The organism is Microcoleus sp. bin38.metabat.b11b12b14.051 (assembly GCF_013299165.1).
GTDB lineage: Bacteria > Cyanobacteriota > Cyanobacteriia > Cyanobacteriales > Microcoleaceae > Microcoleus.
On the sequence record NZ_JAAFKD010000040.1, the window covers coordinates 37,329 to 50,811 of the forward strand.

The 13,483-nt window shown below is 47.6% G+C and carries 7 protein-coding genes; 5 read left to right on the forward strand and 2 right to left on the reverse strand.

Features of this window, described 5'->3' with window-relative positions; translation table 11 throughout:
* Window positions 1–202 precede the first annotated feature (202 nt).
* A complete protein-coding gene (locus QZW47_RS27310; protein ID WP_293134545.1) occupies window positions 203–1,057 on the forward strand; it encodes a glycerol acyltransferase in 855 nt (284 codons plus the stop codon).
* A 361-nt stretch (window positions 1,058–1,418) separates the two neighbouring features.
* Here QZW47_RS27310 and QZW47_RS27315 read toward each other — a convergent pair whose 3' ends face one another.
* A complete protein-coding gene (locus tag QZW47_RS27315; RefSeq protein WP_293134546.1) occupies window positions 1,419–2,828 on the reverse strand; it encodes a 2-polyprenyl-6-methoxyphenol hydroxylase-like oxidoreductase in 1,410 nt (469 codons plus the stop codon).
* 33 nt (window positions 2,829–2,861) lie between these two features.
* On the opposite strand from QZW47_RS27315, the gene QZW47_RS27320 reads away from it, so the two are divergent.
* Together QZW47_RS27320 and QZW47_RS27325 are read left to right on the forward strand one after the other, a co-directional pair.
* Entirely contained in the window at window positions 2,862–3,146 is a 285-nt protein-coding gene (locus QZW47_RS27320; protein WP_293134547.1) for a hypothetical protein, read from the forward strand.
* Between the two features lie 275 nt (window positions 3,147–3,421).
* Window positions 3,422–6,520, forward strand: coding sequence for an MFS transporter (locus tag QZW47_RS27325; protein WP_293134548.1), 3,099 nt, complete (start codon window positions 3,422–3,424; stop codon window positions 6,518–6,520).
* Window positions 6,521–7,703: 1,183 nt separating this feature from the next.
* Here QZW47_RS27325 and QZW47_RS27330 read toward each other — a convergent pair.
* The gene (locus QZW47_RS27330) at window positions 7,704–7,928 is read right to left on the reverse strand and encodes a hypothetical protein (RefSeq protein ID WP_293134549.1); all 225 of its coding nucleotides are present in this window, start codon (window positions 7,926–7,928) and stop codon (window positions 7,704–7,706) included.
* Window positions 7,929–8,129: 201 nt separating this feature from the next.
* On the opposite strand from QZW47_RS27330, the gene QZW47_RS27335 reads away from it, so the two are divergent.
* Together QZW47_RS27335 and QZW47_RS27340 are read left to right on the forward strand one after the other, a co-directional pair.
* Entirely contained in the window at window positions 8,130–12,623 is a 4,494-nt protein-coding gene (locus QZW47_RS27335; RefSeq protein WP_293134551.1) for a response regulator, read from the forward strand.
* A 282-nt stretch (window positions 12,624–12,905) separates the two neighbouring features.
* Window positions 12,906–13,211: a hypothetical protein gene (locus QZW47_RS27340; protein ID WP_293134553.1), complete on the forward strand. Its 306-nt coding sequence runs from the start codon at window positions 12,906–12,908 to the stop codon at window positions 13,209–13,211.
* Window positions 13,212–13,483 lie beyond the last annotated feature (272 nt).

A 13,483-nucleotide genomic window follows, 5' to 3' on the forward strand; every position in this document is an offset into this window, starting at 1 on the left:
GTCCGCTTGGTTGGCTGCGGACTAAAGTCCACACTACGAACCTGACTTATTGCGATTACGCAACATTCTAAGACGAAAATTCTGGGTTTTAGTCCACAAGTCGGGTAAAAAAACTACTTTCTTGGGCATTCATCCGTTCAGGACTGACTTATAATACTAAGATTACTTTGTTTTACGATCGATCGCACTTAAGCACCAATTCATGAAACATTCCGCATCCAACCCCAGCCACAACAGCCAAACCTATCGCTTTGACGGACTATCTTTGGACGATCGCAATCCCGACTTCATCAAACTAATGCTGCCGCTGTGGGAATGGCTGTACCGCCACTATTTTCGCGTCCAAAGCGACGGCTGGCACCACGTCCCCGCGAGCGGAAAAATGCTCGTTGTCGGCTCTCACAACGGAGGAATCGCCGCTCCTGATATGTTTATGTTCCTATACGAATGGTTCCACAGGTACGGGACGGAACGCTTGGCCTACGGATTGATGCACCCGACGGTTTGGCAAGTTTCTCCTGATATTGCTGGGATGGCGGTGCAGTGCGGCGCGCTCAAAGCAAATCCCAAAATGGCGATCGCAGCTTTCCGAAAAAATGCCCCGGTTCTCGTGTATCCGGGCGGCGCAGAAGATACTTTTCGCCCCTATCACTTACGCAATAAAATCTACTTTGCTGGACGCAAAGGATTTATTAAATTAGCATTGCGAGAAGAAGTGCCGATCGTCCCAATTATATCCCACGGTGCCCACGATACTTTGATAGTTTTGGCTGATTTGTACGAACAAGCAAAACAATTGCATGAATTGGGGATGCCGTGGTTATTTGGCATCGATCCGGTGGTGTTTCCAGTATATTTGGGATTGCCTTGGGGACTGAGTATCGGGCCTTTACCGAACTTGCCTTTTCCCGTGCAAATTCGGACTCGCGTGTGCGAACCGATCGTATTTGAGAGGTACGGTAAAGAGGCGGCGGGCGATCGCGATTATGTCGATGCTTGTTTCGATTTAGTTACCAATCAAATGCAAGCACAATTAGATGATTTGATTGCTAATTAAAAATTGAATAACCCTACAGAAAAAGGTTCGTAGTAAGGATTTCAGTCCTGAAAGCCTAATATTTAAGTGCTAAAATCGTGAATACAAAAAAAATTGGCAATTGCTATCATAATTTATACCCAGTCCTGGACACGTCAGCCCAAAGAAACCGGGTTTTTTACCCGATCTGCGGACTACAACGAAAGATTTTCGTAAAAAACCCGGTTTCTGGCCACCCAGCGCGTCCAAGACTCAAATTCAACAAACTATTACTGCATTTTAAATTCCTACAAATTATCTTTCATTCGTCGAAATCTGCGCCGGAGAGGGCAATCCTGTTTCCCTACTTGTAAATTGTGCGATCGCCTTTAATGTATACAAATTATCTGTCATTCGCCGAAATCTGCGCCGGAGACGGCAATGCCGTTTCCCTACTTGTAAATTGTGCGATCGCCTTTAACGCAATTTTCGGATGCAAAAGTACCGCCGGCGACTCAATCATGTGCAGAACTTCCAAAAAAGCTTGACAAACTTTCGCATCTGTAGTCAACGCTTTTATCACCAGATCCATATAATCAATTGTCAGCCGCGTGGCGAGGTTGGGTTTCGCACCTTCACTTCCCCGATAGCGCGAATCCTGACTGATCGCAAACGTCCAAGGAATAGTATGTAATTTTGCAAGTTTTTGTTGAAAATCTCGCCCAAAGCCTGTTAAATTGCCTGCTGGATACCGCTGCCACTGTTTTTTTAGGCACTCATCCAGCATCTGAGCATCCAATCCAGCAACCGTCATTCCCTGGCCGTAAACTGGGTTGAAAGCGCAAACTGCATGACCGACAATTACTAAATTTTCAGGATAGCGCGGGAGGCGTTCGTAGTGGCGCAAACGGTTTTCTGTACCTCGATAACTATACACTGGTGCGATCGCCTTTGCATCTTTAATCGCATCATAAATCATCGGAGTTGGCAGACTGCGGGCAAATTCTAGAAAACCTGCTTCGTCTGCGGGCGGATAATCGCGATCGCCCCCGCCGAGACTTACCAGCCAGCGATTGCCTTCGATCGGGAAAAGCGCACCGCCGCGGGTGCGAAATGGCGGTGCTGTTGACACAAATACTGGCGCTGTATCTGACAATTTACCGCTGCATTCATAGATGCGCGTGGCATAGCCGACAAAAGCATTGATCAGGGTTTCTTGCGGAGGTTCATAGCCGAGTTTTTTCAACCATTTAGGTGTTTGAGAAACTTTGCCGCTAGCATCGACTACCAAATCTGCATTCAAATTCTGTTCATTTATATTAGCTGGATTGTGGCGATCGCGAAAACGCACCGATACGCCAGCAACCTCTGCGCCCGAACCCTTCGCCAGCAACCCCGTTACTGTACCTCCCTCCAGGAAATGCACGTTCGTATTTTCAGTCAAACGGCGACGAATTTGGCGATCGAGTAAATCCCGACTGAACATAATTAAATCATTGACATCCGGGGTAAAATGTGTAGCCCAACCGGTAGGACTAAACCACCCGATCGACTTCGGAGCTAACCTCGGAGCACCAGCAGCTATCAGTTCGTTTTCCAAGCCGGGAAACAACTGTTCTAGGATGATTTTGCCCCGATTCAACAGGATGTGAAGGTGGCGCGATTGAGGAATACCGGGGCGAGGCGTGGGTTTTTCGGGAAAAAAATCTCGTTCAACAATACTTACGCGATCGAAATGTTTTGCTAATACTCTAGCGCTCAACAGTCCTGCTAAACTACCGCCCATAATAATTGCATGAGTTTTTGGCTGCATTATCCTATCCTTTGAATGCTAATAAATAATACCATGATTACAAAGTTTTGCGACCAAACAAGTGTTGCATTTGTTTGCCATCTACGAGTAACTACACAGGTGCGTCGCTATGAGATTGTCGATATTTATTTAGGGATTTTTGATGGCGATGCACCCTACGACTCACTAATAGATAATACCATGATTAGGAAGTTTTGCAGCCAAATAAGTGTTGCACTTGTTTGCCATCTACGAGTAATTTCACAGGTGCGTCGCTATGAGATTTTCGATATTTATTTAGAGATTTTTGATGGCGACGCACCCTACGACTTCCCTTAATAAGGAGTGGACAAGATTCCATCAAAGTCCCCCTTCTTAAGGTGGATTTAGGGGGATCGAGATATGTGGAACTTAAACAAAATTGTGTTAGCACAAATATTCCTAAAGTGATAGCCTGCCACAGACATATTTATATACTTCCGACTGTAGGGGGATGCTTTAGATCGTTAATCAGGTGATGCTTGGCATTGAGGGCAGAGAGCCGAAACTATACATTAGCCGATCGCGCCAACTCACTCAACTATGCGCACCCACCTTTTAACGAGGAATATACTATGTATCAAAATTTGCCAATAAATCCACAACTGTATAACATCGGATTCTGGCTGGCCCAAGTGCCTGTAGAACAGACTACTACAAGCAGAGTAGAAGACGCAGCACTTCTCTATTCCGGGCCACAATTTTTTATCGCCCTCATCGCTGGAGTTGTTCTAGCCTGCGCTTTCCAACTCTTGCTGACAAATTTATCAGTAGCCGCGGGCCTTTCCTACATCGGACAATCCCACGACGACGGACACCACTCGGATAGCGACGGCGCCCCCGTGCGCCACATCGGCCGCAAAGTCGGGACTTGGACGCTAATCACCGTCACCGTCGCCCTTTTCTTCGCTTGCTTGCTAGCAGTTAAGCTGAGCTTGATTAGCAGTCCGAGTTTAGGTGCGATCGTCGGTTTAGTCGTTTGGGCCACCTATTTCTCACTTCTCGTCTGGGTGAGCTCTACCACCGTCGGTTCCCTGATCGGTTCCGTCGTTAACACCGCGACATCCGGCGTTCAAGCTATTTTCGGCACCGCAGCCGCAGCCCTCGGCGCCAAAGCAGCCAGCAATCAAGTAGTCGCTACAGCCAAAGCAGCAGCAGCCGCAGTGGGGCACGAACTCGGTAGCGCGATCGACCCCACCAGCTTGCGGGAAAACGTCGAAGACTACATCCAAGCCCTCAAACCGCCAGAATTAGACATCAAAGCGATGCGTAGCGAGTTTGAAAAGCTGCTTAACGATCCGCAACTCAAAAGCATTGCGGGCGAAAATTTGCCGAATCTCGATCGCCAAACTCTGGTAGATTTAGTCAGTTCGCGATCGGACTTGTCCAAGCGCGATGTCAACCGGATTGTAGACCAACTCCAAGATGCTTGGAAACAAGTAGGAAAAACGGATCAGAAATCAGACGGCATCGCCCAATTGATAGATTATCTTAAATCTGCAAAATCAGGAGATTTGCTCTCAGATACACTGACAAGTAGGGTTGAAAAAGTTCTCGGCAATCTGGGCGGTCAAAATTCTGGACAAAGCCCCACAATGATGTCCCAAGCAACATCAATGGCCGTCAATGCTTTAATGGGAGTAGTATTAGGTCGCACGGATATTTCTGACTTTGATGTTCAAAAAGTAATGGGTCAGCTTAAAACAGCTAAAGACAAAGTTAGCCAGCAAGCTGATAAAATTACCTCTCAAGTCAAAGGCGAACCCGAAACTTACAGCCCAATTCGTGCTGATGTCGAAAACTACTTGCTCAACACTTATTCGTGGCAGATGAATCCTACCGCGATCGAGCGCGAATTTCGTGACGTGCTCTACGATCCAACAGCAGATCCGGGAACTGTGCGCCGCGAATTAGAAAAACTCAAACAGTCGAGTTTTGCCGAAATATTGGCAAGTCGAGGCGTTTTTACCCAAGACAAAATTAAAGAAATTTCCCAGGAATTAGAAGGAATTAGACAGCGAGTTTTACAAACTGCTATTTTTGCAGAGGAGCAAGAAAAAGCTCGCGATTTGCAGTGGCGCGTGGAAACTTATTTGAAGCTGACGCCGAAAGCAGAATTTACTTCATCAGGTATCGGGAGCGATTTCAAAAAAATCCTAGAGGATTCTGATGCAAATTACGAACAGTTGCGCGATCGGCTTACTCCTTTTACCCGCGACAGTTTCGTGCAAATCCTCAGAGGCCGCGAAGGCTTCGGCTTCCAGGAAGTAGAAGAGATTGTTAAAGAGTTGGAACGGACGCGAGATGTCGTTTTAGCAGATACTAAAGGTCTGCAAGAAGCAGCGCAAGTCCGACTAGATAATCAGTGGCAAAAAGTACAAGAATACTTGAAGTCTACGGGTAAAGAAGAACTCAATCCCGAAGGCCTGAAGCGCGATTTTAAAACGCTGCTGGAAAACCCGGAAGCAGGAATGTGGGCTCTAAAAGCTAGAGCTTCTCGGTTCGATCGCGAAACTTTGGTAAAATTGCTATCTCAGCGCAAAGACCTCAGCGAAGACCAAGTAAATCAGCTTCTTGACAGCGCCGAAGAAACTTGGCACAGCGCGCTGGAAGCACCGCAAAAGCTGGCAGAAAAAGCTAAGGATCAGTACGACCAAACTACCACCGCCCTGGCAGATTACCTGCGAAATACCGGCAAGTCAGAACTCAATCCTGAAGGGATTAAGCGGGATTTGACCAAATTGATGGAAAATCCCAAAGAAGGGGCTTTAGCGCTGCGCGGCCGCCTCTCTCAGGTCGATCGCGATACTTTGGTCAAGCTGCTTTCTCAGAGGGAAGATTTGACTGAGGAACAAGTCAATCAAATTATCGACCAAGTGCAAGAAACTCTGGGCTCGATCGTGAAAGCGCCGCGCCGTTTGGCGAAGCGGGTGCAAACCCAAGTCCAGGATTTTCAGAGCATCTTAGAGGATTATTTGCGTAATACGGGCAAGGAAGAATTAAACCCCGAAGCCATCAAGCGCGACTTGCAACTGCTGCTGCACGACCCAAAAGTCGGCGCTTACAGCTTGGGCGAGCGGCTGTCGCACATCGATCGAGCGACGATGATTTCTCTGCTGTCTCAGCGGCCGGATATTTCCGAAGCAGAAGCTGCTCGCATTGTCGATCAAATTTTGTCGGTGCGCGACCAATTCGCACTGCAAATTCAGAAAATTCAGGAGGGCATTCAGTCGGTAATTGACGGGATTCTCGGAAAAATTCGGGATTACCTCAATTCGCTCGATCGCCCGGAGCTCAATTACGAAGGCATTACGCGGGACGTGCGGAAGTTATTTGACGATCCGCAAGCCGGATTTGATGCTTTGCGCGATCGCCTCGGTCATTTCAACCGCGATACTTTAGTAGCCCTAATTAGTTCCCGCGAGGACATTTCCGAAGCCGATGCCAACCGCTTAATTGACCAAATCGAAAAAAGCAGAAACACAGTCTTGCAAAGAGCAGAACGCTTGCAGCAAGAAGCGCAGCTTCGCCTCGAAAGCATCAAATTGCAAGCTGAAAAACAAGCTGAAGAAACTCGGAAAGCAGCGGAAGTTGCCTCTTGGTGGCTATTTTTTACCGCTCTTTCCTCGGCCGTTGCGGCTGCGGGCGCTGGTGCTTTAGCCGTCATCCGCTAAACAAGAGTCGATTTGCGAGATACAATTTATAATAGTGCCTGATGTGATTTCCTACTCACATCAGGCACTATTTTTATCAGCATTTTCAAAAGCTGTGAGGTATGTTTGGTTAGAGCGTTTTGCCTCGATTCACCATTGTCAAATAGGTTCGTAGTGAGGACTTCAGTCCTGACTAAATGCGGACTAAAGTCCTCACTACGAACCGTCAAATAGGTTTGTAGTGAGGACTTCAGTCCTGACTAAATGCGGACTAAAGTCCTCACTACGAACCGTCAAATAGGTTTGTAGTGAGGACTTCAGTCCTGACTAAATGCGGACTAAAGTCCTCACTACGAACCGTCAAATAGGTTTGTAGTGAGGACTTCAGTCCTGACTAAATGCGGACTAAAGTCCTCACTACGAACCGTCAAATAGGTTTGTAGTGAGGACTTCAGTCCTGACTAAATGCGGACTAAAGTCCTCACTACGAACCGTCAAATAGGTTTGTAGTGAGGACTTCAGTCCTGACTAAATGCGGACTAAAGTCCTCACTACGAACCGTCAAATAGGTTTGTAGTGAGGACTTCAGTCCTGACTAAATGCGGACTAAAGTCCTCACTACGAACCGTCAAATAGGTTTGTAGTGAGGACTTCAGTCCTGACTAAATGCGGACTAAAGTCCTCACTACGAACCGTCAAATAGGTTTGTAGTGAGGACTTCAGTCCTGACTAAATGCGGACTAAAGTCCTCACTACGAACCGTCAAATAGGTTTGTAGTGAGGACTTCAGTCCTGACTAAATGCGGACTAAAGTCCTCACTACGAACCGTCAAATAGGTTTGTAGTGAGGACTTCAGTCCTGACTAAATGCGGACTAAAGTCCTCACTACGAACCGTCAAATAGGTTCGTAGTGAGGACTTCAGTCCTGACTAAATGCGGACTAAAGTCCTCACTACGAACCGTCAAATAGGTTCGTAGTGAGGACTTCAGTCCTGACTAAATGCGGACTAAAGTCCTCACTACGAACCGTCAAATAGGTTCGTAGTGAGGACTTCAGTCCTGACTAAATGCGGACTAAAGTCCTCACTACGAACCGTCAAATAGGTTTGTAGTGAGGACTTCAGTCCTGACTAAATGCGGACTAAAGTCCTCACTACGAACCGTAAAGCAAAACTGAGATGCTCCCCAAAAAATCTATTCTACTCAGAAGGTTTTTGTAGGCGCAACTCGACGGGGCGCCTTTGCCATCTCAACCCAATATTTGTTGACTAGAGTAATAATTATGGTTCTCAACCCAGCACGCCTGTGGCGCCAACCGCCGCGCTCTGCTGCGCGAGTATCAAACGCCAACTTTTTTTGAGTTCGATCGCCCGAATCTGAGAAAATGCCGATCGTCGGGTCATCACTCGCAGCCGATCGTTTGTGCATAATAGGGAACTAAAGGTGTGAAAATACTACACTGGCTGTGGGGGGTAACATACCCGATACCTTTGGAAACACCAAGGGCTTTTCCCAGTCCGCCCACTCAGCGTCAAAACACGCAGGCCCTGCGATCGCCAATGCTAAACAACCTACGTCTCAAACCTCCCCTGGCTAGTTACCTAGTAGCACTGTAAGGGGGGCGATGCCATGCAACTCCGAAAAAAAACACTATTAATTATCGGTGCAGCCCTGATCAGCCTGATTCTGGTTCTCTATGCCACTGCATCAACGATTTTGCTGCACGACTTTAACAACCTGGAGGCACAGTACGTCCGCCAGGATGTCGCGCGGGCTTTGGACGCCCTAGATGACGACTTGTCAAATTTAGACACCAGCGCCCAAGACTACGCTCAGTGGGACGATACTTACTCTTTTGTGAATACACGAACTGAGGATTTTGTCAAGTCAAATTTCGTCGATTCGACCTTTGTTTCCTTGAGACTAAACTTAATGGTGCTGCTGGACTCCAGCGGCAAGACCATTTTCCACAAAAGTTTCGACCTGAAATCCCAGAGGGAAATCCCGATTTCCGAAAGCTTACAACAGCACTTGAGCGAGGCGCTGCGAGAGTCATCGACACAGCAGGGCGATGGGCTCCCCGCCAAAACAGGCGTCCTGATCCTGCCAGAAGCCACGCTGCTGATCGCCTCCAAGCCGATCGTCAACAGCAACGCCCAAGGCCCGCCGCGGGGGACGCTGATCCTAGCGCGCTACCTCGACAACAGCGAAATCGGTTTGCTTTCGGAACTGACTCACCTGTCAGTGGATTTTAGATTGCCAAGTTTAGATTTTAAAGTCGGAGCCACAAACTACTCGGGTTACGGCGCTAGGGCGGTGGCTTCCTCCAGCCAGGATGTGGACAATCTCAAACTCAAAATTTCCAACCTCAAATCAGTAGAAATTTTAGTCGAGCCGCTCAGCGACAGCGTAGTCGCAGGATACGCCCTGATTCGCGACATCCGGGGGAAGCTAGCTCTGCTGCTGCGAGTAGAAGTAGACCGAGTAATCTCTCGCCAAGGTCAAGCTACGCTAGAACTGTTTACTTTCTCGATCTTGGCAGTAGGTTTAGTATTTAGCGCGATCGCCCTGCTGTTACTAGAAAATTTAGTCTTGGCGAGATTGGCGGACTTGAGCACCAGCGTCAGCAACATCGCAGCCAACGGCGACGCAGACTTGCGGGTTAAGATATCCGGAGCCGATGAACTCGCAAGCTTGGCCGACGACATCAACCAAATGCTAGAAGCATTGGGCAATTCTCAAGTCGAACGTAAAAAGAGCGAAAAACGCTATCGGTTGATGGCAGAAAACTCAACCGACATGATCACCAGACACAACCACGAAGGCATATTTCTCTACGTATCGCCCGCCAGCTTCGCTTTGCTGGGATACGAACCTTCAGAACTCATCGGCAGCGTCCCCAACGATTATTTTCACCCCGACGATTTAGAAACCGTAGCCAAAGCTCACTCGAAAGTCTTGGCGCTGCCAGTTACTTACACCCTCACCTACCGCATCCGCCGCAAAGACGGCAAATATACTTGGTTTGAAACCACCAGCCGCACGATCCGCGATCCCGAAACCGGCTCGGTGCAAGAAATTATCGGCGTTTCCCGCGACATCAGCCTGCGCAAGCAAACAGAACAAGAACTGCGAGAAAGTGAAGCGGCGATTAAAGCTTTGTACCAAGTGACTTCAACTCCCCGTACAGATCCGCAGGGCCGCCTCTCTACCTTTGATTTGCGCCTCCAGGAACTGCTGATCCTGGGATGCCGCCAGTTAAAGCTGTCGGCGGGAGTTTTGTCGCGCATTCAAGGCGACAAATATCAAATCATGGCTGTTGAATGTCCCGATGGGTCGATCGTCCAAAATCAAATCTACGATTTAGAAAAAACCTTCTGCGTAGCTACAGCAATGGCAAAAGAACCGATGTACTTTGAGTCGGCGAGGTTTGCGGGTTTGTGCTTCAACACTCCAGATCCTGCCTTCAAAATCGAAGCTTACATGGGCATTCCGGTCACTGTCGCGGGTGAAGTTTACGGCACTCTGTGCTTCTTTTCTCCGACTCCTCTGACAGAACCGTTTCGAGCTGTAGATAGAGAGTTGGTGAAACTGATGGCTCAATGGGTGGGCAGCGAACTCGATCACCAGCAAACAGGCGTAGATTTGGCAAAAGCTCGCGACGAAGCACTGGCGGCTACTAAAGCCAAAAGCGAATTTTTAGCCACCATGAGCCACGAAATTCGCACTCCGATGAATGGAGTGATCGGCATGACAGGCTTGATGCTGGATACCAGTTTAAGTCGCGAACAGCGCGATTTTGTAGAAACTATCCGCAGCAGCGGCGATGCCTTGCTGACGCTGATCAACGATATTCTAGATTTCTCGAAAATAGAGTCGGGTAAATTGGACTTGGAGGAACATCCGTTTGACATCCGCACTTGCATAGAGGAATCTCTCGACTTGGTAGCTGCCAAAGCCGCACAAAAAAAACTGGAACTGGGTTACTTGATCGATCGCTCCGTACCACCAACTGCCCTCGGCGACAGCGCCCGCTTGAGGCAAATTTTAATCAACTTGCTCAGCAATGCTGTGAAATTTACTGAAGCTGGAGAAGTGGTTGTGGCAGTGACTGCCAAAAAGCTTACAGTGTCGATGCTCAACGCTCAAGAAGCGCCAGCAATCAATGGCGAACCATTAGGAACTAACCAAGCATACGAAATACAATTTGCGGTGAAAGATACTGGGATCGGGATTCCGTGCGATCGCATGGATCGGCTGTTTAAATCTTTCAGCCAGGTTGATTCTTCAACCAGCCGTCACTACGGCGGTACCGGATTGGGTTTGGCAATTAGCAAGCATTTGACAGAAATGATGGGCGGCAGGATGTGGGTTGAAAGTATGGGTTGTCTTGCGGGCAATCCTCCGGCAGATTTTAAAGCGGCCGTTTTTGATTGGGGATGGGGAGAATCTTACGAAATAACCGAAAAATATGGCTCTGGCAAATCTCTACTCAGCAGCAAGCCGATCGACCAAAAGCCCAAATTCCCAGGATCTACTTTTTATTTCAGCACGATCGTTTCTGGCTGTAGCAGTTTATTGCCAGTTAACTTGAGCAATTCTCAACCTGAATTAGCTGGTAAGCGAGTCTTAATTGTTGATGACAATGCTACCAACCGCCAAATTTTGACTCTCCAAGCTCAGTCTTGGGGAATGGTGCCTAGGGCTTCAGCTTCGGCTCGTTTGGCCCTAGAGTGGCTCGCTGCTAAAGAGGTGTTTGACTTGGCAGTTTTGGATATGCAAATGCCGTCTATGGACGGGTTGGCTTTAGCAGCGGAAATTCGCCGGTTTCCAGAGTGCCAAAAGTTGCCGTTAGTCATGCTAACTTCGATCGGCAGACAAGAAATTAACGCTCCTGCGATTGAGGTGGATTTTGCCGCTTTCTTAAACAAGCCGCTCAAACAATCTCAGCTTTACAATGTTTTAATCAATATTTTTGGGCAACAGACTACTGAAATTAGAGTGCAGCACACCAGCGCGCCTTTACTGCAAAGCATACCCGTACTGGCAGAGAACTTGCCCCTGCGGATTCTGTTGGCTGACGATCATTTGGTGAATCAAAAAGTCGCTTTGCAAATTTTGCAGCGGATGGGGTATCGCGCGGATGTGGCAGGAAACGGTATAGAAGTGCTAGAAGCTTTGCACCGCCAGCCTTACGATGTCGTGCTGATGGACGTGCAAATGCCGTACATGGACGGTTTGGAAGCTACCCGGATCATCCGCGAGGCATTTTTAGTAGATTTGAACTTAGAAAATCCCACGGGAGAATCAGAAGTTTCAATAACTGACGAGCAATCTAATAATAGAAAATATAAAATCGAAAATCCAGAATTTAGTGATGAGCAATCTAACAATCCCAAATCTCAAATCCCAAATCTCAAATGGACGAGGCCTTGGATTGTGGCGATGACGGCAAATGCGATGCGGGGCGATAGGGAAGAGTGCATGGCTGCGGGGATGGACGACTATTTGAGCAAGCCGATCGAGATTAATGAGTTGGTGCGAGCTTTGAGCGCATCTCAATCTCGATCGCGCGGGGAGTTCGATCGCAGCCAGCCAATTTTTTGTTTGAGTTCCCAGGGCGAACAGATACGAGGAACGAGTGTCTTAGAAGTGCGATCGAATGGGGCTGTGGCGGGAAATGCACAACTGACAATTCCCTATTGGCCCCCAGCCGTCAATGCGAGTGAATCAAATAATCTCGATCGGGCTTTGTCAGAAAGTCGTGATTGTCTCAGTGCCAAGATTATAGAAGGACTGCGGGATATAGAAGCTTTAGAGGAGGCGATCGACATTTACCTCGAAACAGCACCAGAACTCCTAGGAGGCATCTCTGTGGCTTTGTGCAACGCCGATCCGCTGGCTTTGCGGCGAGATGCTCACTCTTTGAAATCGATTAGCGGTACCCTCGGTGCTTTTCGCTTGTTTAAGCTGTGCGAGCAACTCGAAATCATGGGCCGCATCGGAACAGAGGCTAACCAGGCTTTACCTGATCCAGCCGGAGAGCTATTAAAACAGGTTGAGGCCGAGTATCAAAGAGTCGAAACGGCCTTGAAAATAGAAAGGGAGTCTGTTGATTGTTAATAAAAAAAAACCTATTGAGCAAGCAAATAAAGTTAAAAATAAACTATAGTGGTTCTCAAAAAAGTGAGGTATGCTCTATGCCCTATGCCCTATGCCCTATGCCCGTTTGCCCGTTTGCCGGATAGTACCTCACCTTTTTGAGACTCGGCTATATTTAAGAAATAGTAGCCGTAGGGTGTGTCGCTCTGCGAAAAATCTCTGCATCAAAATCAACAATTTTATAGCGACGCACCAGCACCTTTCAAGAACTCTTGTAAACAAACCCAACGACTACACAAGATTATGGACATTACTGAATGGCTAACGATCGGGCAAGCATTTTCCATTGATAATCCTCCCAATGAGATTTTATCAGAAGAATGGAAAGTTGTTGGGTTATCCTATCCAGATGTTACCTTCTCGTATACGACATATTGGGTAAGGGATATCGCTTATATACATATTTCGACGACAGATACAGTTGTAGGTGTAGCGATCGAGGAAACCGATCAAGGGGTTATTATTGAGCTCAAGAATTCCCCCTATCTCGAAGTGGGATTACTCATCAAGGGAGATAAAGCGAGCTATTTGATTGATGAGTTGAGTTGAGCGAATCATCAAATAGCTGGTGACGCATCATACAATAACTTTATTCTGATGATTCTGAGGACTAAAATTCTCACTAGAAACCAATTTAATGTTGGTTGTTCGACGAGTGGAAACGATCTAATTTATACCACAATACGGTTTACTTAGTGCGATTCGTTTAGTCGAAATGAGTAGCAATATTCAAGGATGGCTAGTATGGCTCTTTTTTTGCCATAACAACTAAATACATATCTGGGTGCGGGTCGTCCCAAGTCCCAGTCCGTAAGTGCAGC

Coding starts and splice junctions, on each gene's coding strand:
- QZW47_RS27310 (WP_293134545.1), top strand. CDS start 203: ATGAAACATTCCGCATCCAACCCCAGCCACAACAGCCAAACCTATCGC.
- QZW47_RS27315 (WP_293134546.1), bottom strand. CDS start 2,828: ATGCAGCCAAAAACTCATGCAATTATTATGGGCGGTAGTTTAGCAGGA.
- QZW47_RS27320 (WP_293134547.1), top strand. CDS start 2,862: ATGATTACAAAGTTTTGCGACCAAACAAGTGTTGCATTTGTTTGCCAT.
- QZW47_RS27325 (WP_293134548.1), top strand. CDS start 3,422: ATGTATCAAAATTTGCCAATAAATCCACAACTGTATAACATCGGATTC.
- QZW47_RS27330 (WP_293134549.1), bottom strand. CDS start 7,928: ATGCACAAACGATCGGCTGCGAGTGATGACCCGACGATCGGCATTTTC.
- QZW47_RS27335 (WP_293134551.1), top strand. CDS start 8,130: ATGCAACTCCGAAAAAAAACACTATTAATTATCGGTGCAGCCCTGATC.
- QZW47_RS27340 (WP_293134553.1), top strand. CDS start 12,906: ATGGACATTACTGAATGGCTAACGATCGGGCAAGCATTTTCCATTGAT.